The 26,307-nt window shown below is 62.9% G+C and carries 25 protein-coding genes, 3 tRNA genes and 1 pseudogene; 7 read left to right on the top strand and 22 right to left on the bottom strand.

What is annotated here, in order from left to right:
* Positions 1 to 71: 71 nt before the first annotated feature.
* A complete protein-coding gene (locus FYK34_RS12095; RefSeq protein WP_149295158.1) occupies positions 72 to 1,118 on the top strand; it encodes an IS110 family RNA-guided transposase in 1,047 nt (348 codons plus the stop codon).
* A gap of 278 nt (positions 1,119 to 1,396) precedes the next feature.
* Here FYK34_RS12095 and FYK34_RS12100 read toward each other — a convergent pair whose 3' ends face one another.
* The 15 genes and pseudogenes from FYK34_RS12100 to ndk form a co-directional block, all read right to left on the bottom strand.
* Positions 1,397 to 2,692: an adenylosuccinate synthase gene (locus FYK34_RS12100; RefSeq protein WP_149296794.1), complete on the bottom strand. Its 1,296-nt coding sequence runs from the start codon at positions 2,690 to 2,692 to the stop codon at positions 1,397 to 1,399.
* Between the two features lie 39 nt (positions 2,693 to 2,731).
* Positions 2,732 to 3,883: an ATP phosphoribosyltransferase regulatory subunit gene (locus tag FYK34_RS12105; protein WP_149296796.1), complete on the bottom strand. Its 1,152-nt coding sequence runs from the start codon at positions 3,881 to 3,883 to the stop codon at positions 2,732 to 2,734.
* Positions 3,884 to 3,980: 97 nt separating this feature from the next.
* On the bottom strand, positions 3,981 to 4,865 hold the full coding sequence (gene hflC, locus FYK34_RS12110) for a protease modulator HflC (protein WP_149296798.1): 885 nt from the start codon (positions 4,863 to 4,865) through the stop codon (positions 3,981 to 3,983).
* Positions 4,862 to 6,088: an FtsH protease activity modulator HflK gene (gene hflK / locus FYK34_RS12115; RefSeq protein ID WP_149296800.1), complete on the bottom strand. Its 1,227-nt coding sequence runs from the start codon at positions 6,086 to 6,088 to the stop codon at positions 4,862 to 4,864. Before hflK ends, hflC begins: the two co-directional genes overlap by 4 nt.
* Positions 6,075 to 7,205: a ribosome rescue GTPase HflX gene (hflX, locus tag FYK34_RS12120; protein WP_149296801.1), complete on the bottom strand. Its 1,131-nt coding sequence runs from the start codon at positions 7,203 to 7,205 to the stop codon at positions 6,075 to 6,077. The genes hflK and hflX overlap by 14 nt, the downstream gene beginning before the upstream one ends.
* Positions 7,206 to 7,296: 91 nt before the next feature.
* Positions 7,297 to 7,557, bottom strand: a complete 261-nt coding sequence (hfq, locus tag FYK34_RS12125; RefSeq protein ID WP_149296803.1) for an RNA chaperone Hfq — start codon at positions 7,555 to 7,557, stop codon at positions 7,297 to 7,299.
* 195 nt (positions 7,558 to 7,752) lie between these two features.
* Positions 7,753 to 9,061: pseudogene (gene der, locus FYK34_RS12130) on the bottom strand (ribosome biogenesis GTPase Der); the annotation flags it as partial.
* 12 nt (positions 9,062 to 9,073) lie between these two features.
* A complete protein-coding gene (gene bamB, locus FYK34_RS12135) occupies positions 9,074 to 10,213 on the bottom strand; it encodes an outer membrane protein assembly factor BamB (protein ID WP_149296807.1) in 1,140 nt (379 codons plus the stop codon).
* Between the two features lie 4 nt (positions 10,214 to 10,217).
* A complete protein-coding gene (locus FYK34_RS12140; RefSeq protein ID WP_149296808.1) occupies positions 10,218 to 10,847 on the bottom strand; it encodes a YfgM family protein in 630 nt (209 codons plus the stop codon).
* Positions 10,848 to 10,866: 19 nt separating this feature from the next.
* Positions 10,867 to 12,138, bottom strand: coding sequence for a histidine--tRNA ligase (gene hisS, locus FYK34_RS12145; protein WP_149296810.1), 1,272 nt, complete (start codon positions 12,136 to 12,138; stop codon positions 10,867 to 10,869).
* Between the two features lie 37 nt (positions 12,139 to 12,175).
* Positions 12,176 to 13,459: a flavodoxin-dependent (E)-4-hydroxy-3-methylbut-2-enyl-diphosphate synthase gene (gene ispG, locus FYK34_RS12150; protein ID WP_149296812.1), complete on the bottom strand. Its 1,284-nt coding sequence runs from the start codon at positions 13,457 to 13,459 to the stop codon at positions 12,176 to 12,178.
* Positions 13,460 to 13,472: 13 nt separating this feature from the next.
* Positions 13,473 to 14,396, bottom strand: a complete 924-nt coding sequence (locus FYK34_RS12155) for a RodZ domain-containing protein (RefSeq protein ID WP_149296814.1) — start codon at positions 14,394 to 14,396, stop codon at positions 13,473 to 13,475.
* Between the two features lie 2 nt (positions 14,397 to 14,398).
* Complete coding sequence (pilW, locus tag FYK34_RS12160) at positions 14,399 to 15,097, bottom strand: type IV pilus biogenesis/stability protein PilW (RefSeq protein ID WP_149296816.1); 699 nt, start codon at positions 15,095 to 15,097, stop codon at positions 14,399 to 14,401.
* Between the two features lie 44 nt (positions 15,098 to 15,141).
* Positions 15,142 to 16,236 (bottom strand): 23S rRNA (adenine(2503)-C(2))-methyltransferase RlmN, encoded by a 1,095-nt coding sequence (gene rlmN, locus FYK34_RS12165; RefSeq protein ID WP_149296818.1) that lies wholly within the window; start codon positions 16,234 to 16,236, stop codon positions 15,142 to 15,144.
* A 70-nt stretch (positions 16,237 to 16,306) separates the two neighbouring features.
* Positions 16,307 to 16,732 carry a nucleoside-diphosphate kinase gene (gene ndk / locus FYK34_RS12170; protein ID WP_071108193.1) on the bottom strand — a complete coding sequence of 142 codons (426 nt, stop codon included), beginning with the start codon at positions 16,730 to 16,732 and terminating at the stop codon, positions 16,307 to 16,309.
* A gap of 130 nt (positions 16,733 to 16,862) precedes the next feature.
* Between ndk and FYK34_RS12175 the strand changes: the two genes are divergently transcribed.
* Entirely contained in the window at positions 16,863 to 17,681 is an 819-nt protein-coding gene (locus FYK34_RS12175) for an SPOR domain-containing protein (protein ID WP_149296820.1), read from the top strand.
* 280 nt (positions 17,682 to 17,961) lie between these two features.
* Positions 17,962 to 18,279 carry an ABC transporter permease gene (locus FYK34_RS21195; RefSeq protein ID WP_407923606.1) on the top strand — a complete coding sequence of 106 codons (318 nt, stop codon included), beginning with the start codon at positions 17,962 to 17,964 and terminating at the stop codon, positions 18,277 to 18,279.
* Between the two features lie 388 nt (positions 18,280 to 18,667).
* On the opposite strand, the gene FYK34_RS12185 is transcribed toward FYK34_RS21195, so the two are convergent.
* The 3 genes from FYK34_RS12185 to FYK34_RS12195 form a co-directional block, all read right to left on the bottom strand.
* Positions 18,668 to 18,743 (bottom strand) — tRNA-Thr (locus tag FYK34_RS12185).
* A 60-nt stretch (positions 18,744 to 18,803) separates the two neighbouring features.
* Positions 18,804 to 18,880 (bottom strand) — tRNA-Pro (locus FYK34_RS12190).
* Positions 18,881 to 18,957: 77 nt separating this feature from the next.
* Positions 18,958 to 19,034, bottom strand: a tRNA-Pro gene (locus tag FYK34_RS12195).
* 95 nt (positions 19,035 to 19,129) lie between these two features.
* Here FYK34_RS12195 and FYK34_RS12200 point away from each other — a divergent pair.
* On the top strand, positions 19,130 to 20,107 hold the full coding sequence (locus tag FYK34_RS12200; RefSeq protein ID WP_149296823.1) for a recombination-associated protein RdgC: 978 nt from the start codon (positions 19,130 to 19,132) through the stop codon (positions 20,105 to 20,107).
* A gap of 180 nt (positions 20,108 to 20,287) precedes the next feature.
* Complete coding sequence (locus tag FYK34_RS12205; RefSeq protein WP_149296825.1) at positions 20,288 to 21,067, top strand: DODA-type extradiol aromatic ring-opening family dioxygenase; 780 nt, start codon at positions 20,288 to 20,290, stop codon at positions 21,065 to 21,067.
* A 4-nt stretch (positions 21,068 to 21,071) separates the two neighbouring features.
* Here FYK34_RS12205 and FYK34_RS12210 read toward each other — a convergent pair whose 3' ends face one another.
* The 4 genes from FYK34_RS12210 to FYK34_RS20485 form a co-directional block, all read right to left on the bottom strand.
* Positions 21,072 to 22,022: a dihydroorotate oxidase gene (locus FYK34_RS12210; protein ID WP_149296827.1), complete on the bottom strand. Its 951-nt coding sequence runs from the start codon at positions 22,020 to 22,022 to the stop codon at positions 21,072 to 21,074.
* Positions 22,023 to 22,247: 225 nt separating this feature from the next.
* The gene (bfr, locus tag FYK34_RS12215; RefSeq protein ID WP_149296828.1) at positions 22,248 to 22,715 is read right to left on the bottom strand and encodes a bacterioferritin; all 468 of its coding nucleotides are present in this window, start codon (positions 22,713 to 22,715) and stop codon (positions 22,248 to 22,250) included.
* 46 nt (positions 22,716 to 22,761) lie between these two features.
* Positions 22,762 to 24,531, bottom strand: a complete 1,770-nt coding sequence (gene feoB, locus FYK34_RS12220) for a ferrous iron transport protein B (protein ID WP_149296830.1) — start codon at positions 24,529 to 24,531, stop codon at positions 22,762 to 22,764.
* Positions 24,528 to 24,758, bottom strand: a complete 231-nt coding sequence (locus tag FYK34_RS20485) for a FeoA family protein (RefSeq protein WP_168209729.1) — start codon at positions 24,756 to 24,758, stop codon at positions 24,528 to 24,530. Before FYK34_RS20485 ends, feoB begins: the two co-directional genes overlap by 4 nt.
* Positions 24,759 to 24,959: 201 nt before the next feature.
* Between FYK34_RS20485 and dcd the strand changes: the two genes are divergently transcribed.
* Together dcd and FYK34_RS12235 are read left to right on the top strand one after the other, a co-directional pair.
* Complete coding sequence (gene dcd / locus FYK34_RS12230) at positions 24,960 to 25,532, top strand: dCTP deaminase (RefSeq protein ID WP_149296834.1); 573 nt, start codon at positions 24,960 to 24,962, stop codon at positions 25,530 to 25,532.
* A 269-nt stretch (positions 25,533 to 25,801) separates the two neighbouring features.
* The gene (locus FYK34_RS12235) at positions 25,802 to 26,281 is read left to right on the top strand and encodes a glutathione peroxidase (protein ID WP_149296835.1); all 480 of its coding nucleotides are present in this window, start codon (positions 25,802 to 25,804) and stop codon (positions 26,279 to 26,281) included.
* The last annotated feature ends 26 nt before the right edge of the window (positions 26,282 to 26,307 follow it).

Here is a 26,307-nt window from a genome sequence, read left to right on the forward strand (position 1 = left end):
TCAGCCTGACCTAAATGCCTCAGCAGGCGTCAAACCTGCTGAGGCATTTTTTCTTCTTCGGGGAGAGCATCATGGCAACCGTCACACTCATCGGTCTGGATATCGGCAAGCACAGCTTTCATCTGATTGGGCACGACCCGCGCGGCAACCCGGTCCTCAAGAAGCAGTTCAATCGCAACAGTCTCATCGAATTTCTCGCGAAACAGCCTCCCTGCCGCATCGTGATGGAGGCCTGCTGCGGCGCGCACTGGCTGGCACGCAAGCTGACGGGCTTCGGTCATACCGTACAACTGATCGCACCGCAGTACATCCGCCCGTTTGTCTTCGGCAACAAGAACGATTTCATCGATGCCCAGGCCATCTGCGAGGCGGCTACGCGCCCGACCATGCGCTACGTTGCCGCCAAGAGTGCCGAACAGCAAGCCTTGTCGGCACTGCATCGCCTGCGGGAATCTCGCATTGCCGAACGAATACAGACCAACAACCAGATCCATGCGCTGCTGCTGGAGTTCGGTATCGCGCTTCCTGTCGGGGTACGGGGGATCACGCAGCTGCCGATGCTGCTGATGGACGAGACCAACGGCTTGCCCGTCAAGGCCCGGCAGATCCTGCAACGCCAGCTGGATCACTACCGTCTGCTCAAGACCGAGATCGACGAGCTGGATCACGAGATTGCCACAGAAGCCCGACAGGACGATGTCGCCCGGCGGTTGATGACCATTCCCGGCATCGGTGCGATCACCGCCAGCCAGTTGTCGGCGGACGCCGGCAATGCCAAGGGCTATGGCAATGCCCGTGACTTTGCGGCATCGCTGGGTCTGGTCCCGCGACAATACTCGACAGGCGGGAAGTCCAAGCTGCTGGGCATCAGCAAACGCGGTGACAAGAGCCTGCGTCGCCTGCTGGTGCAATGCGCACGGGTGATCATGCAGAACGCGCCGCGCTGGAAGAGTGCGATGGCAGCGTGGACGGTGGCGCTGATGCAGCGTCGCCACTCGAATATCGTGGCCTGCGCACTGGCCAACAAACTGGCACGGGTCGTGTGGGCGCTACTCGCCAAAGGCGGCGAGTACCGTCCCCAGGCCCGCGCACTGACTGAAATGCAAACCGCCGGGTAAACCCGGCGGCGAGTAGAAGCCTGCTTTTGCCAAGACAGATACTGATGACGACAACCGGCCCACGGCCTGCAGGATACCCCGATCGTAAAAACAGTCATGACAGACTGAGGGCTTTTTAGGGACTTGCAGGAGCGGCTCACATCATGGATCGGGCTCTATTGTGCCCATCAAGAATCCGGATAGATTAGAGCAAGCCTACCCCGTCATGATTCATCAGCACGCTGTTCTTGCAAAGGTCAGGCTGACCATAGATTTTAACTGGCGCAATCTCCTGCGGCTTACAGGCCGAACGGGTGACGCAGCACGATGGTTTCTTCGCGGTCCGGACCAGTGGACACGATGTCGACCGGCGCGCCGCAAACTTCTTCGATGCGCTTCAGGTAAGCCTGGGCATTGACCGGCAGGTCTTCCCAGCGCTTCACGCCAACGGTGGTGCCTTCCCAGCCCGGCAGCGTTTCGTAGACCGGCTCGCACTTGGTCACGGCGTCGGAACCGAACGGCAGGATGTCGACCTTCTGGCCGTCCAGCATATAGCCGGTGCACAGCTGGATCTCTTCCAGACCGTCCATCACATCCAGCTTCATCACGCACAGGCCGGACACGCCATTGATCTGGATGGAGCGCTTCAGCGCGGCGGCGTCGAACCAGCCGCAGCGGCGCGGACGGCCGGTCACGGAGCCGAACTCGTTGCCGCGCTTGGCCAGGAAGGCGCCGATTTCGTTTTCCTGCTCGGTCGGGAACGGACCGGAGCCGACGCGGGTGGCGTAGCCCTTCACGATGCCCAGCACGTAGTTGAGCATCTGCGGCGGCACGCCCGCGCCCGGCGCGGCGGCGCCGGCCACGCAGTTGGACGAGGTCACGTACGGGTAGGTGCCGTGGTCGATGTCCAGCAGCGTGCCTTGCGCGCCCTCGAACAGAATGGGCGTGCCGGCCTTGTCCAGGTCGTACAGCGTGCGCGACACATCGGCCACCATGGGCTTGATGCGTTCGGCCATCTTCATGGTGTCGGCCAGGATCGCTTCGTAGCTTACCGGCTCGGCCTTGAACAGATTGGTCAGCAGGAAGTTGTAGTAGTCTACGTTTTCCTTGAGCTTGGCGGCGAAGCGTTCCGGGTTGAACAGGTCGATCACCTTCAGCGCGCGGCGAGCCACCTTGTCTTCGTAGCAGGGGCCGATGCCGCGGCCGGTGGTGCCGATCTTGCCGGCGCCCAGCGAGGCTTCGCGCGCTTGGTCCAGCGCGATGTGGTAAGGCAGAATCAGCGGGCAGCCTTCGGCGATCTTCAGGCGGGCCGAGGCATTGACGCCGGCGGCTTCCAGTTCGTCGATTTCCTTCAGCAGCGCCTCGGGCGACAGCACCACGCCGTTGCCGATGAAGCAGTCCACATCCGGACGCAGGATGCCGGACGGCACCAGGCGCACCACGGTCTTCTTGCCGTTCACCCACAGGGTGTGGCCGGCGTTGTGGCCGCCCTGGAAGCGCACCACGGCACGCGCGTGGTCGGTCAGCCAGTCAACGATTTTGCCTTTGCCTTCGTCACCCCACTGGGTGCCGATCACGACAACGTTCTTGGACATTGGAAAAAACCTCTTCGTCAGTCAGATTCAAATAAAAAATCAATGAAACGGCGCCAGCTGCCAGCCATCGGCGGCAGGCAGCAGCTCGCGATCGCAATTCAGCGCCGCGGCGGATTCGCCCAGATAGTCCACCACCACCATCTCCCCTTCGGCGCGCAGACGCGCCACTTCGGACGCAGCCGCAGGCAGGTGGCGGGCCGAAACGCGGATGCCGCGGCTGGAGTCGCGCTCCGGCAGGATGCGCAATAGATCGCGCAAGTCCAGGCTGAAGCCGGTGGCCGGACGCGCGCGGCCGAAACGCCGGCCGACATTGTCATAGCGGCCGCCGCGCGCGATGGCGTCGGACCAGCCCGGCGCGTAAGCCGCGAACATCAGGCCGGTGTGATAGAAGTCGCCGCGCAGTTCGGCTAGGTCGAAGCTCAGTTCCACCCTTCCCTCCATCGCGCGGGCGATGGCGGACAGCTGCATCAGGCCCAGCTCCACCTCCGGCAGCGACGGCAGGCGCGTGCGCGCCTTATCCAGCACAGAGGCCGGGCCATACAGCTCCGGCAAAGCCAGAAAGGCGCTCTTGTAGGGTTCGGCCACGCCAGCCACCAGCGAGGCGATGCCGGCCACATCCTTGTTCTGCAGCAGGCCGAACAGCTCGCGGCTGACTTCCGGCGCGAGGCCGGCCGCCGCGGCCAGGCCGCGGTAGATGGCGATGTGGCCCACGTCCAGGCGCAGCTTGTCCACGCCGGCCTTTTCCAGCGTGGACAGCATCAGCTCGATGATTTCCAGGTCGGCCTCGATGCCGGCGTAGCCGTACAGTTCGGCGCCCACCTGCAGCGGCTCGCGCGAGCTGGTCAGGCCGGACGGACGGCTATGCACCACGCTGCCGGCGTAGCACAGGCGCGTGACGCCAGTGCGGCCGCCCAGCAGGTGGGCGTCGATGCGCGCCACCTGGGGCGTGATGTCGGCGCGCAAGCCCAGCTGGCGGCCCGACAGCTGGTCGTCCAGCTTGAAGGTTTTCAGGTCCAGCGTGACGTCGCCTTCGCTGACCAGCGAGTCGATGTACTCGATCAGCGGCGGCAGCACCAGCTCGTAGCCAGCCACGCGAAAGCCTTCCAGCATCGCGGCCTTGGCGGACTCAACCTGACGCGCCGTGGCCGGCAGGATGTCCGCAATATATTCGGGTAACAGCCAATTACGCATTTCGTTTCAACAGAATAAAAGGCGGGGAAAGACCCGCCTTGTCATCAGCAAACTGGCCAGGTCGCCCCGGCCAGTCTTCTTTATACCAAATTGTCGGCTATTTGCCCTTGCCTTGCCCCGCCTGCGGATTCTTCAAATACTTGAAGAAGTCGCTGCTCGGGTCCAGCACCAGCACGTCGCCTTTGTCCTTGAACGACTCCCGGTAGGCCTGCATGCTGCGCCAGAAGGCGTAGAACTCCGGATTCTTGCCGTAAGCCGCGCCGTAAATCGCCGCCGCCTTGGCATCGCCCACGCCCTTCAGCTCCTGCGCCTTGCGGTAGGCTTCGGCCAGGATCACGTCGCGCTGCTTGTCGGCTTCCGCCCGTATCCGCTCCGCATCGGCCGCGCCTTCGCTGCGCAGCTGACTGGCCACGGTGCGACGCTCGGACTGCATGCGGTCGTAGACGGAACTGCTTATTTTATCCGGAAAATCGACTCGTTTTAAGCGCACGTCGAGAATTTCCACGCCTATTTTACGCGCATCCGCGTCCGCGCGCTTGCGAACCGTCTCCATCACCTGGTCTCGCTGGCCGGAAATGACGTCGGCAACGGTCTTTTGGCCGAATTCCGCGCGCAGGCCGTCATTGATGGTCTGCTTCAAACGCGCCACCGCCGCCGTCTCGGAACCGACGCTCTTGTAGAACTGCGACACGTCGACCACGCGCCATTTCACGAAGCTGTCCACCAGCACGTTTTTCTTCTCGCGGGTGTTGAACAGCTCCGGCGTCTCGGCGTCTATGGTCTGCACCCGGCGGTCGAAGTAACGCACATTCTGCAGCAGCGGTATCTTGAATTGGATGCCGGGCTGGGAGATCACCTTGACCACCTCGCCAAACTGGAAAACCAGCGCGTACTGGCGTTGATCCACGGTGAACAAGGACAGGCTGGCGATGAACAGCATGCCGGCCATGCCCGCCAGGATGGGTATCAGTCTTTGCGTCATCGTTCCGCTCCCAGAAAATCGCGTCCGCGCGACGTATCGCGCCCGTTCTTCGCCGCTGGCGGCGTGGCTGCCGCGGCAGGGGCCGCGGGAGCGGGCGTCACGGATGCCTGAGCGGGCGCGGCTGCGCCCTGGGAGGCCAACTGGGTGAGCTTGTCCAAGGGCAGGTAAAGCAGGCTATTGCCGCCCTTTTGATCGACCAATACCTTGCTGCTGTTGTTCAGCACCTGCTGCATCATGTCTAGGTACATCCGCTCGCGCGTGACCTTGGGCGCCTTGTTGTATTCAGGCAACACTTGCAGGAAACGCTGGGCATCGCCCTCGGCGCGCTCCACCACTTGCTGCTGATAACCCTCGGCTTCCTGAACCAGGCGCGCGGCCATGCCGCGGGCCTTGGGCACCACCTCGTTGGCATACGCCATGCCTTCGTTGCGCAGCTTGTCCTTGTCCTGGCCGGCCTTCACCGCATCGTCGAACGCCGCCAGCACAGCCTGCGGCGGCTGCACGTCGTTGATGTTGACCTTGGCGATGCGGATGCCGGCCTGGTAGCGGTCCAGCACGTCCTGGATCAGCTTGCGGGCGTCAGCGGCGATCTGGGCGCGGCCCTCGTTCAGCACGAAGTCCACCTTGTTGCGGCCCACCACTTCGCGGATGGCGGTTTCGGCGGCCTGCTTGACCAGATCCTTGCCGTCTCGCTCGCGCGCGGCATTGTTGAACAGGAAGGCGCGCGCGTCCTTGATGTCGTATTGCACCGACAGCTGCACGTCGATGATGTTCTGGTCTTCTGTCAGCATCAGCGACTCTTCCGGCACGCGGTTCTGCGCGCTGCCGCGATAGCCCACTTCGACGCTGCGCAGCTCGGTCAAGTTGACGATTTCGGCCTTCTCGAACGGATACGGCGCGTGCCATTGCAGACCGGGCTCGGTCAGCCGGTTGAAGCTGCCCAGGCGCAGCACCACGCCCTCCTCGCGGGCATCCACCACGTAAAAGCCACTGGCCAGCCACAGGGCGGCGATGATGCCAGCCGCGATGGCCACGCCGCTTTTGTAAGGCGGAGGGGTGAAGGCGCTGCCGCCGTTACCGCCGGCATTGCCCCCGGGGCGGCCGTTGCCCGGCTTGCCGCCCAGCAGGCGGGACAATTTTCGGTTTAGATCACGGAACACTTCATCGAGATCCGGCGGCCCATTCTGGCCATTGCGGCCACGGTTCGGGTCATTCTGCGACATGCTCGTAGGGTTCTTTTAAGTTGTTGGCGAAAGGTTGCACCCTTTCGGCAATCGCCTCGCGCAAGAGTTCCAGCCCCTCGCCTTTCAGCGCCGACACCCGCACCGCGACGATCTCGCCGTTTTCATCGCGCTCGATCTCCGGCGGCAGCTCGCGCAGATCGCACTTGTTCCAGACGATCAACTGCGGAATGCCGTCCGCCTCGATCTCGGCCAACACCTTGTTGACCTCGTCGATCTGCGCGTCGCGCGTCTCGTTGGCGCAATCAACCACGTGCAGCAACAGATTGGCCTGCACCGTTTCTTCCAGCGTGGCGCGGAAGGCCGCCACCAAGGTGTGCGGCAGATCGCGGATGAAGCCGACCGTGTCGGACAGCACCACCGAGCAGCCATGGTTCAGGAACAGCTTGCGGCTGGTGGTGTCCAGCGTGGCGAACAGCTGGTCCGCGGCGTAGCTGTTGGCCTTGGTCAGCGCATTGAACAAGGTGGACTTGCCGGCATTGGTATAACCGACGATGGATACTGAAGCGACGCCGGCGCGATTGCGGCTCTTGCGCTGGGTATGGCGCTGCTTCTGCACCTGGGCCAGCCTGTCCTTCAGCGCCTTGACGCGGATGCCCAGCAAGCGGCGGTCCGTCTCCAGCTGGGTTTCGCCAGGGCCGCGCAAGCCCACGCCGCCCTTTTGCCGCTCCAGGTGGGTCCAGCCGCGCACCAGCCGCGTGGACAAGTGGGACAGCTGCGCCAGCTCCACCTGCAGCTTGCCTTCATGGCTGCGCGCGCGCTGGGCGAAGATGTCCAGGATCAAGCTGTTGCGGTCTATGACGCGGCACTGCAGCGCGCGCTCCAGGTTGCGTTCCTGGCCAGGCGACAAGGCGTGATTGAAAATCACCACATTGGCGCCGGTGGCCCGCACCATGGAGGCGATTTCCTCCACCTTGCCCTTGCCGGCAAACAAGGCGGCATCCGGGCGCTGGCGCTTGCCTTGCACCATGCCCAGGATTTCCACCTTGCTGCCGCGCACCAGCTCGGCGCACTCCGCGACACTTTCCTGGTAGTCGGCATCACCAAAATCCAGGCTGACCAGGATGGCCTGGTCGCCCAAGTCGGGACGGTCAAACATGCTTTTGCAATCTATGCGGCGATAAATGACAAAGGCCGAAAGGCCGCATCTCGCGATGCGGACAATCGGCCCGGATGGCGCGGGTAATGCCTTAGGCGTCCTGCGCTTGTTCCTGCTTGGCGGCGTGATCCGGGTGCGGCAGGGACACCGCGCGGGCCGGCACCACGGTGGAGATGGCGTGCTTGTAAACCATCTGGGTCACCGTATTGCGCAGCAGAACCACATATTGGTCGAAGGACTCAACCTGACCCTGCAGCTTGATGCCGTTGACCAGGTAGATGGAGACCGGCACGTGTTCCTTGCGCAGGATATTCAGGAACGGGTCTTGTAACATTTGCCCTTTAGAGCTCATTCGTTTTTCTCCGAATCGTTGATTGTTGTATTAACTGTACAGCGAACAGCGCGGCGGCCTGCTTATTTTTAGCAGAAAACATTCCGGCGTACTATTTTTTGCTGCTTTTGCCGTAGCGAACTTCTTTTTCCCTGCCCCGCATCTTGGACATCGGCTTGGGCTTGGCGCGGGATTTCTCCTTGCCCTCGTCCTTGTCGAACGGGTTTTCCGAAGACTTGTACTGCACCCTCAGCGGCGTGCCCTGCAGTTTGAACACTTTGCGGAAAGTATGTTCCAGATAGCGCGTGTAGCTGTCAGGAATATTGTCGAGCGCATTGCCGTGCACGACGATAATCGGCGGATTCTGGCCGCCCTGGTGCGCGTAGCGCATCTTGGGACGGATCAGACCGGAGCGCGGCGGCTGCTGGCGCTCTATCGCCACTTGCAGCACGCGTGTCAGCTTCGGCGTCGCCAGCTTGACCATCGCCGCGCGATAAGCTTCATCGATGGATTTGAACAAGTCTGCCACACCTCGGCCTTCAATGGCCGAGATGTAATGGAATTTTGCGAAATCGAGGAAGTTCAGTTTGCGCGCGATCTCGCGGCGCACGGTTTCCTTTTGCTCGCCATCCAGGTTATCCCACTTGTTCACCGCCACCACCAGCGCGCGGCCCGCCTCCAGCGCGAAGCCGGCGATGGTGGCGTCCTGCTCGGAGATGTCGAGCTGGGCATCCAGCACCAGCACCGCGACGTTGGCGTCTTCTATCGCCTTCATGGTCTTGATGACGGAGAACTTCTCCAGCATCTCGTTGACCTTGGCGCGGCGACGCACGCCGGCGGTGTCGATGATGGTATAGGTATGGCCATCGCGCTCGAAATCAATATAAATGCTGTCGCGCGTGGTGCCGGCCTGGTCGAAGGCGATGACGCGCTCTTCGCCTAGGATGGCGTTGACCAGGGTGGACTTGCCGACATTGGGGCGGCCGATGATGGCGAACTTGGGATGGCGGGCGTCTTCTTCTTCCACTTCTTCCGGGAAGTCTTCCAGCACCAGCTCCATCAGCTCGCGCACGCCGTCGCCGTGGGCGGCGGAGATCACCAGCGGCTCGCCCAGCGCCAGTTCATGGAACTCGGCGCCGGCGATGGCATGCTTCATGCCCTCGGCCTTGTTGACGGCCAGGAACACCGGGCGATCCAGCTGGCGCAGCCGGTTGGCGATGATCTTGTCCTGCGGCGTCAGGCCGGAGCGGCCATCCACCAGGAAGACCACGGCATCGGCTTCGTCCACGGCCTGCAGCGTCTGCTTGGCCATTTCGAACAGGATGCCTTCGTCCACCACCGGCTCGAAGCCGCCGGTATCGACCACCAGATACGGCTTTTCGCCAACGCGGCCGTGGCCGTAGTGGCGGTCGCGCGTCAGACCCGGCTGGTCAGCGACCAGGGCGTCGCGGCTGCGCGTCAGCCGGTTGAAGAGGGTCGACTTGCCCACATTGGGACGGCCGACCAGCGCTACGGTAGGTTTCATGTAAAACTGCTTTTATTCCAAGTTCAGCATCGCCAGGCGGCCATCCTGTCCCTGCACCAGGGCGGAGGAGCCGAGCGACACCGGTTGATTGACCGGACCTGAGGTGCCGATCTTGGCGCGGCCCACGATGCCGCCGCTCTCGTTGGATAGCAGATGGGCATAACCTTCGCCATCCACCACCAGCACAAAGCGGCCCAGCAGGACCGGACCCGACACATTGCGGTACTTCAGATCGTCGTTTTTCCAGACATTGCGCCCCGTTTGACGGTCATAGGCCCAGATCGAGCCGTTCTCCGCCGTCACATAGACATTGCGGGCATCCAGCGCCAGACCGCGGCTGGACGACACTTCGCGCGCCCATTGCAGGCTGCCGTTGCGCGCGTCGAAGCAGGCGACACGGCCCTGGTAGGCCACGGCGCACACCTGGCCGCCGTCGAACACCGGGCGGCTGGTGACATCGGTGACGCGTTCCAGCTCAGTGGCGCCGCGCGGCGTGGCCACCGCGCCCTGCCACAGCGTGTTGCCGGATAGCGGGTTGATGATGTCGAGCTGGCCGCCGGCCTGGCCCACCATCACCGCATCCTTGCCCACGGCGCGCATCGAGCCGTCGTTGCGCACCGTCAATTGCGGCAACACATTGCCGACCGACCATTGCTGCTTGCCGTCGGCCACGCTGAAGCCGGTCAGGCGCGCATCGTTGGTGCGCACCACCACGATGTCGCCGGCGATCTGCGGCGGCTCCAGCATCAGGCTGGTCAGCGTTTGCTCCCACTCCACCTTGCCGCTGAGACGGTTCACCGCCAGCAGCTTGGCATCCTGCGTGCCCACCAGCACGGTGTCGCCATTGACGGCGACGCCGGCGCTCAGCGCGCGTTTCAGCGACACGTCGCTCTGCACGCGGCCGCTCAGCGCGTCCACGCTGCGGATGCGGCCTTCGCCATCCGCCGTCACCACATTGCCGTTGGCGTACACCGGCAGGAAGCTGGCGGCCGGCGCCGCCTGCTGCAGCGTCCACTTGACGCTCATCGACTGCAGCGGCTTGATGGCGGCCAGCGGCGTGGGCGGGAACTGGGTCGATCCTTCAAACCAGCTGGCGCAACCGGCCAGCGACAAAGACGAGATTACAGCGGTAAGCAACAGTTGGCGGCGCATGCGGTCAGCCTCCCAGCGCGTCGAGTTTCATCCGGACCAGCTCGCGGTTCGGGCTTTCTTCCACCAGTTTGGCCAGCGCGGCCTTGTAGGCGTCGCGCGCGCCGGCGGTGTCGCCCTTGGCGGTGAACACATCGCCCTTCAGCTCGAGGTACTCGGCGTCAAAAGCGGCCGGATGCGGCTGATTCAGCTCGGAAACGGCGGCGTCGTACTGTTTTTGCTGCAGCTTCAGCGAGGCCAGGCGCAGGCGGGCGATGGCTTGCAGCGCCTCGTCCTTGCCGTTTTGCACCACCCACTGCAGCTGGCTGCTGGCCAGCGGCAGATCGTTCTTGTCGAAGGCGGCCTTGGCCAGCACCAGCGCGCCGCGGCTGGCGTAGACGGTGCCGGCGTAGTCGCTCTGCAAGCGCAGGGCGGCGACTTTCAGCTTGGCGATGTCCTTGGCCGACACTGCGTCATCCACGGCCTCATAGGCCGCGGCAGCCTTCTCCGCCTGCTGATGCTGATACACGCCATACCCCTTGTAGCCCAGATAGCCCAGGCTGACCGCCAGCACGGCGCCGCCGATCAGCTTGCCCCACTGGTGCCAGAAGGCCTTCATCGAATCGATCTGTTCCTGTTCCTGCAAATCGAACGCCATTGCGTTCCCCCTTATTCAATCAAGCTTTTAGAGCGGCCAGCGTTGCGGCGACTTCCGCGGCGGCCACGGTCTTTTGTTCGATTTCGGCGCGCAGCGCCTTGATCACGGCTTGGCCGGCCGCGATTTCGTTCTCGCCGACGATGACAGCAAACTCGGCGCCGCTGGCGTCGGCCTTCTTCATCTGCGACTTGAAGCTACCCTCGCCCAGGTGCTGCACCACGGAGAAGCCCGCGGCGCGCATTTGCTGGGCCAAACGCATCGCGTACAGGCCGGCGCCCTCGCCCTGATTGACCAGATAAACGTCGACGCCGCGCTGCGCCGGCAGCAGATTCTTGTCCTGCAGCAACAGCAGCACGCGCTCCATGCCCATGCCGAAGCCGATACCTGGCGCCGGCTTGCCGCCCAGTTGCTCGATCAGGCCGTCGTAACGGCCGCCGGCGCAGACGGTGCCCTGCGCGCCCAGCTCGGTGGTCACCCACTCGAACACGGACTGGTTGTAGTAGTCCAGGCCACGCACCAGGCGCGGGTTCTCGACAAACTCCACGCCCAGCGCGGCGATCATCGCCTTCCAGCCTTCGTAGTGGGCGCGCGACTCCTCGCCCAGATAATCCGACAGCTTGGGCGCGGCGTTGGCCATGTCCTGCAAGGCCGGATTCTTGGTGTCCAGCACGCGCAGCGGGTTGCTGTGCATGCGGCGCTTGCCGTCATCGTCCAGGATGTCGACGTGGCGCTCCAGATAGGCGATCAGCGCCTCGCGGTGCGCGGCGCGCTCATCCTTGTTGCCCAGCGAGTTGATTTCCAGGCGCACGTACTGGCTGATGCCCAGGCGGCGCCACAGATCGGCCGTCATGGCGATGATTTCGGCGTCCACGTCCGGACCGGCGAAGCCCAGCGCTTCCACGCCCATCTGGTGGAACTGGCGGTAGCGGCCCTTCTGCGGGCGCTCGTGACGGTACATCGGCCCCATGTACCACACCTTCTGCGTGGCGTTGTACAGCAGATTGTGCTCGACCACGGCTCGCAGCGTGCCGGCGGTGCCCTCCGGGCGCAGCGTCAGGCTGTCGCCGTTCAGGCTGTCGGTAAAGGTGTACATTTCCTTCTCGACGATGTCGGTCACTTCGCCGATGGAGCGGATGAACAGCGCGGTGTTTTCCAGGATGGGGGTGCGGATATTGTGGTAGCCGTAATCGGCCAGCAGCTTGCGCAGCACCCCTTCAAAATATTCCCACTGGTAGGATTCGGCCGGCAGCACATCGTTCATGCCTTTGACCGCTTGGTATTTCTGAGCCATTGCTATCTTCTTAATATTCAGCTGAATTCAGTTTCCGTCAGGCCTTGACCGGCTGGATCGGGATGGTGCGGCTAACGCTTTCGCGACGCTTGGCGCCGCCCTCGCCGTAGCGCGTTTTCACATAGTTGTCGACGATGGCGGTGAATTCGGCGGCGATATTATCGCCCTTCAGCGTCACGTCCTTTTGGCCGTCGACATACACCGGCGCCACCGGCACTTCGCCGGTGCCCGGCAGGCTGATGCCGATGTCGGCCAGCTTGGACTCGCCCGGCCCGTTCACCACGCAGCCCATCACCGCCACCTTCATGTCCTCCACGCCCGGATACTGCAGGCGCCACACCGGCATCTGTTCGCGCAGATAGGTCTGGATGTCGTCCGCCAGCTCCTGGAAGAAGGTGCTGGTGGTGCGGCCGCAGCCCGGACAGGCGGTAACCAGCGGCGTGAAGCTGCGTAAGCCCATGGTTTGCAGCAGCTCCTGCGCCACCATCACTTCCTTGGTGCGCGCCTCGCCCGGCTGCGGCGTCAGCGAAATGCGGATAGTGTCGCCGATGCCTTCCTGCAGCAATACCGCCAGCGCGGCGCTGGAGGCGACGATGCCCTTGCTGCCCATGCCGGCCTCGGTCAGCCCCAGGTGCAGCGGGTAATCGCAGCGGCGGCCCAGCTCGCGGTAGACGCTGATCAGGTCCTGCACATTGCTGACCTTGCACGACAGGATGATGTTGTCGGGCGACAGGCCCAGCTCCACCGCCTTTTCCGCCGACTCCAGCGCCGACACGATCAGCGCCTCCTGCATCAGCTTGGGCAGCGGCAGCGGATTGGCCGCGCGGTTGTTGGCGTCCATCATGCGCGCGAGCAAGGCCTGGTCCAGGCTGCCCCAGTTGACGCCGATGCGCACGGCCTTGTCGTGCTCCATCGCAGTGCGGATCATGAAGGCGAACTTGTCATCGCCCTTGGCGCCCTTGCCGACATTGCCCGGATTGATGCGGTACTTGGCCAATGCCTTGGCGCAGTCCGGGAACTCCTTCAGCAGGCGGTCGCCGTTGAAGTGAAAATCGCCAACCAAGGGCACATTGCAGCCCATATCGTCCAGCCGGCGGCGGATATCGGCCACCTGGGCCGCCGCTTCCGGCGAGTTGACGGTGATGCGCACCACCTCGGAGCCGGCCTGGGCCAGTTGATATACCTGCTCAACCGTCGCCGCCGCGTCGGCGGTATCGGTATTGGTCATGGACTGCACCACGACCGGCGCGGCCGAGCCCACCAAAACATGTCCTACCCGCACCAGGCGGGTGGGACGGCGCGCGATGTTCACGCTATCCATTCGCTACCCTGCATCACTTGAGTTGAATCTTGGCGGTGGTGCCGCGGATTTTGTCGCTGAAGTCCACCGGTTTGCCGTTGTAGCGCAGCTCCACTTGGCCAGCATTGCCGACCACCACCTTGAACGGCGCGGTGCCGCTGACCTCGGTCGGCTCGCCCGGCTGCAGCACCTTGTAAATCAATTTACGTCCCGTAGCATCCTGCACCGAGATCCAGGCCGCGTCCTTGACGTTGACGCTGACCTTGTCCGCCCCTTGAGCCGCCGGCGAGCTGGCCTGCGGCTTGGCGGTCGCCATATTGGCAGGGGCGCTGGCCACCGGCTTGACGATGGCCGCCTTGGCCGGCGCGCTGGCCTGAGGCTGGCTTTGCGCCATGGCGGCTGAAGCCGCAGTCTGCGCGGGGGCCGAGGCCGCCACCGCGGAGGCCTCGTGCTGCTGCGTCAGCATCGGCGCCAGCTGATTGCTTTCCGGCGCATCCGGCTGCCGCGACGCGGAATCCCGGTTGACGAACCAGACGCTGCCGCCCACCACCACCACGGCCAAGGCCGCCAGCCCCAGCCACTTGCCCATGGCGGAATCGCCAGCCGGCGGCTCCGCAGGCGCTTCCGGCTCAGGAGCCGTTTCGCGCGCCGTGGTGCCCTTGACCAGATTCGCCACGTCATTGACGGCGGAGGGGAAATGATGCTCCAAGGCCCGCATCAGGGGCTCCGGATCCACATCCAGAAAACGAGCGTAATTGCGGACGAAACCGCGCACGAAAGTGGCGCCAGGCAAGGCGTCGAAGTCGTCGCGCTCAATCGCTTCCAGCTGCCGCAAGGAGAGCTTCAAGCGATCGGCCACTTCCCCCAGGCCCAGCCCCGCCGCCTCGCGCGCCGACTTCAGACTGGCGCCGATGCCGCCTGGCATCGGCGCTTCATGATGTTCGTTTTTTCTTTCCATCCTCAGCTTCCACTCAACAGCAGTTGTGTTTCTCTAGAGTCCGGATACCGGTTTTTCAGCTCGGTGGCGCACTCGCTCTCCAGCGCGCCATCCCCGGTCTTGCGGGCGATTCTGGCTCCCAACCACAGCTCGGTCGCGCCCAGCCCGTCAGGATTGGCCCGACGCAGCCGATCAAAGTAGAAGGCAGCCAGCTTGGCATTGCCCTGCCCCAGCTGCAACTCCGCGAGCTCAGTCAAGGCGGGCGGGTAATTCGGCGCGGCGCGCAGGGCGTCCAGCAGGTATGCGTTGGCCTTGTCCAACTGGCCCAGCTTGAGACTGCAACGCCCCAGATTCAAATAAGCCGATTGCGGCGAGTCGTACAGCGGGTCGGCCAGCGCGCGCTGGAACAGCGGCAGCGACTCCTGCACGCGCCCGTTCTCACACAGGAACAGGCCGTAATTATTGTTGGCGGCGGAATTGCCCGGCTCCAGCTGCAGGGCATGGCGAAAATCCTGCTCGGCCTGGTCGTTCATGCGGAGCAAACCCTGCACATAGGCGCGCGTCACATAGCCCTGAACATAGGTCGGATCGGCCGCCACCGCCTCGTTGGCGTTGTCCAACGCCACCTTCATATTGCCTATCTTGGCATATTCCACCGCAAGCTGGCTGCGGATCTTGGCCAATTCGTGAGGATTCCCGGCCGCCATGGCGGAGCTGGCCATGCCAAATGTCAACAACCATCCAGCCAACCCTCTCCGCCATGCGCTCATATTTTTTTATCCTCTATGATCTGCATCCACTTGGCCTGACGCCGCGTCTTGTCCTGCACCTGGCCGGCCAACTGGCCGCAGGCGGCATCGATGTCGTCGCCGCGCGTCTTGCGCACGGTCACGACATAGCCTTGTTCTTGCAAAAGTTCGCGGAAAATTCGAATCGCGTTATTGCTGGAACGATCATAACCCGAGTTGGGGAACGGGTTGAACGGGATCAGGTTGAACTTGCAGGGCACGTCCTTTACCAGCTCCATCAACTGGCGAGCATGTTCCGGTCTATCGTTGACCCCGTCAAGCATCACATATTCAAAGGTGATGAAATCGCGCGGCGCCTTTTCCAGATAGCGGCGACAGGCGGCCATCAGCTCGGCCAGCGGGTATTTCTTGTTGATCGGCACAATCACGTCGCGGATCGCGTCGTTGGGCGCATGCAGGGACACGGCCAACGCCACCGGGCATTCCTCGCGCAGCCGGTCCATCTGCGGCACCAGGCCGGAGGTGGACAGCGTCACCCGGCGGCGGGACAGGCCGTAGCCGTGGTCGTCCAGCATGATCTTCAGCGCGCTGACCACATTGTCGAAATTCGCCAGCGGCTCACCCATGCCCATCATCACCACGTTGGAGATCACGCGCTCATTCTTGGGCGTCACGCCCATGGCCTTGTTGGCCCACCACAGCTGGCCGATGATCTCGGCGGTGGACAGGTTGCGGTTGAATCCCTGGCGGCCGGTGGAGCAGAAGGTGCACTCCAGCGCGCAACCCACCTGGGATGACACGCACAAGGTGCCGCGATCGTCTTCCGGAATGAACACGGTTTCCACACCGTTGCCGGTGCCGACGTCGAGCAGCCACTTGCGAGTGCCATCACTGGACGCCTGCCCGGTCATCAGCGACGGCACCCGCACCTCGGCGCGCTCGTGCAGCTTGGCGCGCAGGCTCTTGGCCAGGTCGGTCATCGCGTCGAAATCGTCTTCGGCCATCTGGTGCATCCAGCGCATCACTTGCTTGGCGCGGAAAGGCTTCTCGCCCATTTCGGCGAAGTGCTGCGTCAGCTGGTCCAGATTGAAGTCGAGCAGGTTGGTTTTCATGCAATCCTCGAGAGGGGAAAGAGGCCGGCGCTTGCGCGGCGGCCTCCGGTCAATCAACTACAGTTCGGGATCAGCGCGAGCAGATCTCGGAAGCGGCGAAGAAGTAAGCCACTTCGATGGCAGCGTTTTCCACGCTGTCGGAGCCGTGAACGGCGTTGGCGTCGATCGAATCGGCAAAGTCGGCGCGGATGGTGCCGGCTTCAGCTTTCTTCGGATCGGTGGCGCCCATCAGTTCGCGGTTCTTCAGCACGGCGTTTTCGCCTTCCAGCGCCTGGATCATCACCGGGCCGGACACCATGAAGTCAACCAGGTCCTTGAAGAACGGACGCTCTTTGTGCACGGCGTAGAAGCCTTCGGCCTCGGCGCGGGACAGTTGCTTCATCTTGGCGGCAACCACTTTCAAACCAGCGGATTCGAAGCGGTCATAGATTTTGCCGATCACGTTTTTCGCAACGGCGTCCGGCTTAACGATGGACAAGGTACGTTCGATTGCCATATAAATTCTCCCTAACGACAAGACAACTGGCTAAACTTGAGTATTATGACGCCAGTCGGGTTACCCAATTCTGACGAACCCGCTATTTTAGCAGTGTTTTCAAACACGTGCTGCACATTCCTTACGGACCATGCGAGAACAAGACCAGCTGCAGGCGCCGCAAGACGGCCATAACGACCCCGACCTCAACAGCAAACTGAAAAAGCGGCTATGGATTGCCGGCGGACTGGTTGCTGTCGCCGTCGCCGCCATCCCGCTGATGGATGCGCTCAACAAGCCCAAGGTGGAGATGAGCAGCGACGCGCCCACGCCAAGCTCAGGCAAGATCATCAAGCCCGCCGCCAGTCCAGACGTCGGCAGCATCACCCTGCCCAAGACTGCCAGCGCGCCAACCGCCCAAAGCAGCGAACCCGTCGCGCAAAGCGGGGCGCCCGCCAGCCCGGCCGAAAGCCAGCCCGCCGCGCCCGACCTGAGCAAGACGCCCGCCATCGCCAGCCAGCAAGCCGCGCCGCACCACGCCGCGCCGCGCCCGGCTCATGGCAGCGAAGAGGCGCGCCCCACCCCGCCGCCGCCCGCCACAGCCAAAGAAGCCACAGCCAACCAAGCCAGCCCGCAACCCCACAGCGCCGCCGCGAATACAGCCACAGCCACTCAAGCCACTCCGCCCATTGTGGACAACACCAGCACGGCAAAAGTTGCGCCCACGCCAAGCCTGAGCAAGGCCGAGCCCGTCGGCAGCTCCGTCGGCTACCAAGTGCAATTGGGCTTATTCGCCAGCATGGGCAATGCGCAGAAGCTGGTGCGCGACCTGCAGAAGCACGGCATCGCCGCCCACACCATCACCCGCGTCCAGGTCGGCCCCTTCAAAAACCGGGCCGAAGCCGAAGAAACCATGAAAAAACTGCGAGAACTGGGTTACGCCCCGCTACTTTCCGCCAACGGACAGTAAGCCGGACGCCGCCAAAACAAAAAAGCCCAGGATATCCTGGGCTTTTTTTATACTCCTTCAACAACCACACCATACCAGCCAGCCATCGACAAAGCACCAGTCATTCGCCACCCGGCTTTATTGCCCCCTAGCGCCAGGATCTTTTTTCATCCATACAACCAACCCTGCCCCGAGCCAAGCGGGAAAGGACTGAGCTTGGGCGGATTGCCCCTCCACCACGCCAGTGCAATTGCTCTCAGCGATCGTGGTCTGCGCCTTTGCACTGTTTTCATTTGGTTTCATGCCGAGCTCCCCGCTCAAGAGCGCGAATTCAGCCTTCAGCGCGGGCATCTTCATCTTCCAGCCGATGCTTCTCTTGTCGGGTGCCAGTTTTCCGCTTGAAAACTTGCCGCCGTTTATGCGTGTGCTTGTCCAGATCGCGCCCATGACCCATGTCGTCGCGGTCTTGCGCGCGGCCTGGCGAGGTCAATTCTTCACGACTGACAGCCTCGGACGCTGCGCCTTTCTGATCTTGCTTGGTGGCATGTGCGCATTGATTTCGCACAAAACTTTCCGCTGGAGCTCGATGCAGTCCCCGCTAATCGCCGAAGCCGAATGAGTCACCATGCAGAAGACCGAGCGTCTTGATATGGCAGTGACCGATAAGGACGGAATTTGCTTACATAGCGATTACACAGTCTACAAAAGCAAAAGGCCAGATCGTTTAGATCTGGCCTAAGTGCTTAATATCTCTGGCAGGCAGTACAGGGCTCGAACCTGTGACCCTCGGAATCAAAATCCGATGCTCTACCAACTGAGCTAACTGCCAACACTTTTCGAAACGAATCTCGCCTCGAGAGGGACGAACTATACGCCTACCAATTAAAGTTGGCAAGCATTTTTTTAAAATGCTCAACACAGAGCACTTTGCAACAACAGCCGGCCGCACCAACATCACCAGCAAAGCAAAAGACCCACGGCTTAAACCGCGGGTCTTTGTTTTCATATGGTGCCGGCAAGAGGAGTCGAACCCCCGACCTTCGCATTACGAATGCGCTGCTCTACCAACTGAGCTATGCCGGCAAACCAATCTGTAAAAAAGCCCTGATTCTCTGAATTTGAAAATCAAGGCTTTTTGAATCCTGGTCGGAGTGAGAGGATTCGAACCTCCGGCCTCTACGTCCCGAACGTAGCGCTCTACCAGGCTAAGCTACACTCCGATTTGCTGCTCTTTCGACTTGCGTCGAGGAGACATACTTTACTCTGTTCGCTTTATTTTGACAAGCTTTTGTTTAACTGGTCGGAGTGAGAGGATTCGAACCTCCGGCCTCTACGTCCCGAACGTAGCGCTCTACCAGGCTAAGCTACACTCCGACGACCGGCTAAAACTGCTTGTCTGAAAATCTGCTGCTGCATCGCTTGCTGCGGTACAATCAACGGCTTCAGAGGACGCGCATTATGGAACAAATATGTGGTTTAGGCAACTATCTTTTTATCGTTTGAGCGGCGAAAGCCTGGTGGACGCCGATAAGCTGTTGCAAGCATTGGAAAAACGTCCGTTCCAACCCTGCATGGGCCTCGACTGGTTCAGTGAAGGCTGGGTGGCGCCCGCCGGGCATCTGGATGCGCCGGTCTACGCGGCACGCGGCAGCCTGATGGTTGCCATGCGCCGCGAAGACAAGGTCTTGCCGGCCTCGGTGATCCGCGACTTCGTCGAGATGAAGGTGCAGGAGATCGAGGACAAGGAGCTACGCAAAGTGGGCCGCAAGGAAAAGCTGGCGCTGAAGGAGCAGGTCACCGACGACCTGCTGCCGCGCGCCTTCGTGCGCAGCGGCCGCACCAGCGCCTATCTGGACATCGCCCGCGGCTGGCTGATGGTGGACTCCGGTTCCTCCAGCAAGGCGGAGGCGCTGGTCTCCAAGCTGCGCGAGGCGCTGCCGCCCTTCCCCGCCGCGCTGCCGCGCACCCAGATCGCGCCGCACACCGCGATGACGGATTGGCTGGCCGCCGGCGAGGCCCCGGGCGGCTTCGAGCTGGATGCCGACTGCGAGCTGAAGGACGGCAGCGAAAACGGCGCCGTGGTCCGTTGCAGCCGCATCGACCTGACCAGCGACGAAATCCGCCAGCACATCGCCACCGGCAAACAGGCCACCAAGCTGGGCCTGATCTGGAACGAAAAGATCCGCTTCCAGCTGACCGACACGCTGCAGCTGAAGCGCATCCAGTTCCTGGACGTGCTGCAGGACGAAGCCAGCCAGGCTGGCGATGATCGAGAAAGCCTGTTCGAAGCCACCTTCATCCTGATGATCGAGGAACTGGGCGAGCTGGTGGAAGCGCTGGTGGAGGCATTGGGCGGCCTGGAAGACAGCCAAGCGGGGCCGGCCGCGGCCAGCCCCGCCGCCTTATCCCCGGAAGCGGGCGACGCTGCCGACGTGCCTTGGGATTGAGCCCGCGCCATATGCATGAAGAAACCCGGCTTAGCCGGGTTTTTTTGCGCCTACGTCGCCGAATTTCACAACGGCGCTCAATTGTTCACCAATTAGAAATGATTAAGTGAGAAAACCGCCGTTTTTCAAACTTCAGCGGCGACGTAAGCTGTCGCCATCCCCCAATGCAAGCGACAGATCATGAGCACCAAACAAGCCGCGCTCTTCCTTTCCCACGGCGCGCCCACACTGCCGATAGAAGATAGCCCGACTCGCCATTTCTTGGAGCGGCTGGGAAAAGACTGGCCGCGCCCTCGCGCCATCGTCATCGTCTCCGCCCACTGGGAGGAGAGCGTCTACGCTGTCAATCTGCAGCCATCGCCCGGCACCATGTACGACTTCGGTGGCTTTCCGCCCATTCTGCGCACCCTGCGCTATCCCGCCGCCACCGATACGGACCTGGCCGGCCGCGTCGCCGGCATGCTGGATGACGCCGGCCTGCCGCTTGCCGTCACGCGCGAACGGTCGCTGGATCATGGCATGTGGACGCCCTTGATGCTGATGTTCCCGCAGGCCGACATCCCGCTGGTGATGGTTTCCATGCGTCGCCGCGCCGGCGCGGCCGAACATTACGCGCTGGGCCGCGCGCTGCGGCCGCTGCGCGAGGAAAACGTGCTGATCATAGGCAGCGGCAGTTACACCCATAATCTATGGGAGCTGGGCCGCGAGGGCAGCGCGCCGACGCCCTGGGCCAGCGGCTTCGCCGACTGGATGGACCAGGCCTTGCTTGAAAACCGGCGCGAGGCGGTGATGGACTGGCAGCGGCAAGCGCCCTACGCCCGCGAAAACCACCCCAGCGACGAGCACTTCCAGCCGCTGCTGGTGGCGCTGGGCGCGGCCAGCGACGACACGCCGCCGATCAAACTGCACGACGACTGGCGCGCAGGCTCGCTGTCCATGGCCTGCTGGCGCTTCGACTGAGCGCTTATAAAGTGCGCAGCTTGCCGCGGAACGCCTCCAGGCTGCGGTAACCCTTGGCCAGCATCAGCGCCGCAAGTTCCGCGGCGATGCGGGCGAAGGCAGCCGGACCTTCGTGATGGAGGCAGGTGCCCACCTGCACCGCGCGCGCGCCGGCCAGGATGTGCATGAAGGCTTCCTTGCCGCTTTTGACGCCACCGCAGCCGACGATGTCCTTGCCCGGCAGCAGGCGGTAGAACTCGCGCACATTGGCCAGCGCCGTCGGCAGCACGTAGTCGCCCCCCAGCCCGCCCAGGCCGTCCTTCGGCTTGATGGTCACCGACTCGCTGTCGACGTCCACCACCAGGCCGTTGCCTATGGAGTTGATGCAGGTGACGAAGGCCAGGCGGGGATGGCGATTGAGGATGTCCGCCATCGCGGCGAAATGCGCCGGATCGAAATACGGCGGCAGCTTGACCCCGTAGCGGCCCGGCCAGGCCCGGTCAAAAGCGTTCAGCGCCTCCGTCGTGGTGACGAAGTCATAGCCCAGTTGCGGCTTGCCCGGCACATTGGGGCAGGACAGATTGACTTCCGGAATCGCCGGCAGGCCGGCCGCCGCCAAGGTGCGCAGCATGATCAAATTATCGTCCAGCGTCATGCCTGACAGCGACAGGAACAACGGCTTGCCGCAACCGTAGTCGTAGCGGCGCGCGTAATCGAGGTAATACGCAAAGCCGTGATTGGGCAGGCCCATGGAGTTGATGCTGCCCAGCGCCGTGCGATGGTAGCGCGGCTCAGGGTTGCCCTCGCGCGCGGACAGCGTTGCGCTTTTGCTGATCACGGCGGCGGCGGCGGAAGTGCGCACCGCCTCCAGCTCCGCCTCTTCGCGGCACCACACGCCGGAGGCGTTGTAGAGGCAGCCGGGCATGGTCTGGCCCAGCCAGCTCACAGACAAATCGATGGAAGAAAGGTCAGACATCGCGCGCTCCGCTATGGATTGAAACCGCCGCATTATCAAGGCAATAGCCGGAGAGCGCGCTGAGCGGGGTCAAAGTTGGCGCGATTGCCCCCTCCCTTCCCCCACCTTTCTCCCGCGAGGAAAAAAGGAGCAAACCGCAGCGCGGCAGCTTCTTCTCGCACCGCCCCCGCACATGAAAATGCCCGGCGCGAGGCCGGGCATTCGACAATTCAAAACCCAAGCGGCTTACATCTGCGCCTGCTGGTAATTTTCCACGCCCATCAGTTCGATCAGCTTCAACTGCTGCTCCAGCCAATGCGCGTGGTCGTTTTCGGTCTCTTCCAGCAAGACCATCAGCGCGTCGCGGGTCACGTAGTCGCGCACGCTCTCGCAATGGGCGATGACCTGCTTCAGCAGCGCGCCGACGCGGTACTCCACCTCCAGGTCGGCCTGCAGCATGGCCGGCACGTCTTCGCCCACCTGGATGGGGACGCGGCGGGCCACATCGGGGCGGCCTTGCAGGAACAGGGTGCGGGCGATCAGCGTGCGCGCGTGCTCCAGTTCGTCCTCGCGCTCATGGTCTATGCGCTCGAACAACTTGTGCAGCCCCATGTCCTTGTACATCTCGGCATGAATGAAATACTGGTCCGCGGCGGACAGCTCCTCGGCCAGCAGATCATTGAGCAAGACTATGGTTTTGGGATCGCCCTTCATGTTTTTTCCTGTTCTGATCGATGATGCAAGCTGCCATTTTAGGCGCTCAGCGCAGTAGATGCACGCCTTGGTAGAAGACGAAGGACAGCGTCCAGGCCAGCAGCACCGACCAGGCCACCGACATCGCGGCGAAGCGCCAACTCTTGGATTCGCGGTGCATCGCCGCCACCGTGGACAGGCAGGGCACGTACACCAGCGTGAAGATCAGGAAACTCATCGCCGACATCCAGTCCAGGTGCTGGACCAGCACGCCGCCCAGGCCCGCCTCGGACACGCCGTAGATCACCGCCAGGCTGCCCAGCAGGATCTCCTTGGCGATGAAGCCGAACAGCAGCGCCACCGCCAGCTCGGCGCGTATGCCTATCGGGCTCAATACCGGCGACAGCGCCTCGCCCAGCGCGTAGGCCAGGGTCTTGCCATGGCCGGCCGGGATATGCGTCAGCAGCCACACCATCACCACGCCGGCCAGGATGAAGGTTGAGGCCAGGCGCAGGAAGGCGCTCACCTCGCCCACCGCCCGCGCCAGCATGTGGCGCGCGCCGGGCAAGCGGTACGGCGGCACCTCCAGCAGGAAGGCCTCGTCGCCACGGTAGCGGCGCTTGAACACCCAGGCGGTGATGATGGCGGCGACGAAGGTCATCAAATACAAGGCCGACACCACCCACGGCGCCTGCGCCTTGCTGAACAGGATGCCGGCGAAGAACACCACCACCTGCAAACGCGCCGAGCACAAAGAAAACGGAATCACCAGCATGGTCAGCAGCCGCTGCTTGCGCTCGCGCATCACGCGCGTGCCCATGATGGCCGGCACATTGCAGCCGAAACCCATCAGCTGCATCACGAAGCCGCGGCCATCCAGCCCCAGCCTGGCCATCATCGCATCAGTCAGAAAGGCGGCGCGCGCCAAGTAGCCGCTGTCTTCCACCATGGCCATCAGCACGAAGAAGACGAACAGGATGGGCGCGAAGGTCAGCACCGTGGCCACGCCCTGCCACACGCCGTCCAGCAGCAGGCTTTGCAGAATGCCAGGCAGCGAAACGATGGCCGGCGACAAGGCATGGTCCTTGATCCAGTCCAGGCCGCCCCCCACCGCATCCTGCAGCGGCGTGCCGATCTGGTAGGTCAGGTTGAACAGCAGCGCCATGAAAGCGAAGAACAATGGCAGGCCCAGCCACGGGTGCAGCAGCCAGCGGTCCACTTTTTCGGTCAGCAACACCGGCAGCACCGGCGGCAGACGCCAGCAGCCATCCAGCTTGCGGCGGGCCAGATCAATGGCGCGCTGAGACTCCGGCACCGCTTCCAGCTGGGCATGCACCGCCGGGCCATGCTGCGCGGCCAGCTGGTTCAACGCCGCCATCAGCCTGGGCCAGCCCTCCATGCGCTTGGCTGACACCAGCGCCACCGGCGTTTGCAGGCGCTCGGCCAGCGCATCGACATCCACGGTCACGCCCAGCAGCTTGGCCTCGTCCGCCATGTTCAACACCACCAGGCAGGGCAGGCCGCTGGCAATCACCTGCAGCGCCAAGGGCAGCTGGCGGTCCAGCTGGCTGGCATTGAGCACCAGCACCGCGCCGTCGAACGGCGTGGACAGCAACACATCGCGCACCACGGCCTCGTCGTCGCTGTAGCCGGTCAGGTCGTTGACGCCGGGCAGGTCGATCAGCTCCACCATCTTGCCGCCCAAGAGCAGGCGCGAGCTGATCAGCTCCACGGTCAGGCCAGGCCAGTTTCCCACGCGCTGCGACATGCCGGTCAGACGGTTGAACAGCGTGGACTTGCCGGTATTGGGCAAGCCGATCAAGGCAAAACGCTTCATGCCGCCGCCCTCACGTCGATCAGGCGAGCCAGGCTGCGGCGCAGCAGAAAACGCGTGGCGCCGACCTCAAGCAGCAGCGGGCCGCCCCAGGGCGCAACCTTGCGCAGATGAAAGCGGCTGCCCGGAACCAGGCCGAAGGCCGCCACGCGGCGGAAAGCCTCCTCGGCCAGATTCAGCTTTTCTACAATGCCATGGGCGCCGGCGGGAAACAGATCCAGAGACGACATGATGGTTCTTGTCCTGACAATAACGGGAATAATTTGCATTATTATATCCAAGCTCGCCCCAAGGACCCGCGACAATTTGTCACAACCCCTGACCGGATTGATCGAAATCAAGCCCGCGCCGGACGGCATCGCCATAGCGCCAATCCCCTTGAAACGGTTAAAATTGCGGCATTGAAATCCAGGACACACGGGCCAAACGACATGAGCATCAAATCGGACAAGTGGATACGCCGCATGGCGGCCGAACAGGGCATGATAGAACCGTTCGAGCCCAACCAAGTGAAAATGGCCGCCGACGGCCAGAAGCTGATTTCCTACGGCACCTCCAGCTACGGCTACGATATCCGCTGCGCCGACGAATTCAAGGTGTTCACCAACATCAACAGCACCATCGTCGACCCCAAGAGCTTCGATCCCAACTCCTTCGTCGAAGTCTCCGGCAAGGGCTATTGCATCATTCCGCCCAATAGCTTCGCGCTGGCGCGCACCGTGGAGTATTTCCGCATTCCGCGCAGCGTGCTGACCGTCTGCCTGGGCAAGTCCACCTACGCCCGCTGCGGCATCATCGTCAACGTCACCCCGTTCGAGCCGGAGTGGGAAGGCTATGTGACGCTGGAGTTCTCCAATACCACGCCGCTGCCGGCCAAGATCTACGCCAACGAGGGCGTGGCGCAGGTGCTGTTCTTCGAATCCGACGAAGTGTGCGACGTGTCCTACAAGGACCGCGCCGGCAAATACCAGGGCCAGGTGGGCGTCACCCTGCCCCGCCCCTGAGCGCTTCCCGCGCCCAAGCAAAACAGGATGGCCACGGCCATCCTGTTTTGCTTCACGCCTAAAAATCCCCCTCGCAATTTACGCCATCTGTTCTAGGCTAAACGAAGGGTTAGCTGACATCCCGGTTGTGCCAACCCTTTGCACAGCAAGCTGTTTCTTCTTGGGGCGTCGCGGTTCCCCCTTGCCGCTGCGCCCCCTTTTTATGCCCCGCCCTTGTCTATCCTCATGCCGGCCGCATCTATGGTTCTCACCCAAATGGAAAACCACAGATGGACATCTACGACTTCTCCTTCCGCCGCCTGGACGGCGTCGAGCAATCCCTGGCCGAATACCGCGGCCGCGCGCTATTGCTGGTCAATACCGCCAGCCGCTGCGGCTTCACCGGCCAATACGCCGGGCTGCAGCAGCTGCATGCCGATTACGCGGAGCAGGGGCTGACTGTGATCGGCTTCCCTTGCAACCAGTTCGGCGCGCAGGAGCCGGGCGCGGCGGATGAGATCGGCGCGTTCTGCCAGAAAAACTACGGCGTGGACTTCGTCATGGCGGACAAGATAGACGTCAACGGCGACGATGCCCATCCGCTGTGGCGCTATCTGAAACAGCAACAGCCCGGCCTGCTGGGCAGCGAAATGATTAAATGGAACTTCACCAAGTTCCTGGTGGACAAGACCGGCCGCGTCGTCTCCCGCCACGCGCCGCAAACCGAGCCGGCCGAACTGGCCCAGCGCATCGCCGAACTGCTGGCATGAAAAAAGGGGGCCAGGCCCCCTTGTTC

Origin of the sequence: Chromobacterium paludis, from assembly GCF_008275125.1 — a bacterium.
Classification (GTDB): domain Bacteria; phylum Pseudomonadota; class Gammaproteobacteria; order Burkholderiales; family Chromobacteriaceae; genus Chromobacterium; species Chromobacterium paludis.

Bases quoted from the DNA above. Each gene is read 5' to 3' on its own strand.
- FYK34_RS12095 (WP_149295158.1), top strand. From the start codon at position 72: ATGGCAACCGTCACACTCATCGGTCTGGATATCGGCAAGCACAGCTTT.
- FYK34_RS12100 (WP_149296794.1), bottom strand. From the start codon at position 2,692: ATGTCCAAGAACGTTGTCGTGATCGGCACCCAGTGGGGTGACGAAGGC.
- FYK34_RS12105 (WP_149296796.1), bottom strand. From the start codon at position 3,883: ATGCGTAATTGGCTGTTACCCGAATATATTGCGGACATCCTGCCGGCC.
- hflC (WP_149296798.1), bottom strand. From the start codon at position 4,865: ATGACGCAAAGACTGATACCCATCCTGGCGGGCATGGCCGGCATGCTG.
- hflK (WP_149296800.1), bottom strand. From the start codon at position 6,088: ATGTCGCAGAATGACCCGAACCGTGGCCGCAATGGCCAGAATGGGCCG.
- hflX (WP_149296801.1), bottom strand. From the start codon at position 7,205: ATGTTTGACCGTCCCGACTTGGGCGACCAGGCCATCCTGGTCAGCCTG.
- hfq (WP_149296803.1), bottom strand. From the start codon at position 7,557: ATGAGCTCTAAAGGGCAAATGTTACAAGACCCGTTCCTGAATATCCTG.
- bamB (WP_149296807.1), bottom strand. From the start codon at position 10,213: ATGCGCCGCCAACTGTTGCTTACCGCTGTAATCTCGTCTTTGTCGCTG.
- FYK34_RS12140 (WP_149296808.1), bottom strand. From the start codon at position 10,847: ATGGCGTTCGATTTGCAGGAACAGGAACAGATCGATTCGATGAAGGCC.
- hisS (WP_149296810.1), bottom strand. From the start codon at position 12,138: ATGGCTCAGAAATACCAAGCGGTCAAAGGCATGAACGATGTGCTGCCG.
- ispG (WP_149296812.1), bottom strand. From the start codon at position 13,459: ATGGATAGCGTGAACATCGCGCGCCGTCCCACCCGCCTGGTGCGGGTA.
- FYK34_RS12155 (WP_149296814.1), bottom strand. From the start codon at position 14,396: ATGGAAAGAAAAAACGAACATCATGAAGCGCCGATGCCAGGCGGCATC.
- pilW (WP_149296816.1), bottom strand. From the start codon at position 15,097: ATGGCCAGCTCCGCCATGGCGGCCGGGAATCCTCACGAATTGGCCAAG.
- rlmN (WP_149296818.1), bottom strand. From the start codon at position 16,236: ATGAAAACCAACCTGCTCGACTTCAATCTGGACCAGCTGACGCAGCAC.
- ndk (WP_071108193.1), bottom strand. From the start codon at position 16,732: ATGGCAATCGAACGTACCTTGTCCATCGTTAAGCCGGACGCCGTTGCG.
- FYK34_RS12175 (WP_149296820.1), top strand. From the start codon at position 16,863: ATGCGAGAACAAGACCAGCTGCAGGCGCCGCAAGACGGCCATAACGAC.
- FYK34_RS21195 (WP_407923606.1), top strand. From the start codon at position 17,962: ATGCCGAGCTCCCCGCTCAAGAGCGCGAATTCAGCCTTCAGCGCGGGC.
- FYK34_RS12200 (WP_149296823.1), top strand. From the start codon at position 19,130: ATGTGGTTTAGGCAACTATCTTTTTATCGTTTGAGCGGCGAAAGCCTG.
- FYK34_RS12205 (WP_149296825.1), top strand. From the start codon at position 20,288: ATGAGCACCAAACAAGCCGCGCTCTTCCTTTCCCACGGCGCGCCCACA.
- FYK34_RS12210 (WP_149296827.1), bottom strand. From the start codon at position 22,022: ATGTCTGACCTTTCTTCCATCGATTTGTCTGTGAGCTGGCTGGGCCAG.
- bfr (WP_149296828.1), bottom strand. From the start codon at position 22,715: ATGAAGGGCGATCCCAAAACCATAGTCTTGCTCAATGATCTGCTGGCC.
- feoB (WP_149296830.1), bottom strand. From the start codon at position 24,531: ATGAAGCGTTTTGCCTTGATCGGCTTGCCCAATACCGGCAAGTCCACG.
- FYK34_RS20485 (WP_168209729.1), bottom strand. From the start codon at position 24,758: ATGTCGTCTCTGGATCTGTTTCCCGCCGGCGCCCATGGCATTGTAGAA.
- dcd (WP_149296834.1), top strand. From the start codon at position 24,960: ATGAGCATCAAATCGGACAAGTGGATACGCCGCATGGCGGCCGAACAG.
- FYK34_RS12235 (WP_149296835.1), top strand. From the start codon at position 25,802: ATGGACATCTACGACTTCTCCTTCCGCCGCCTGGACGGCGTCGAGCAA.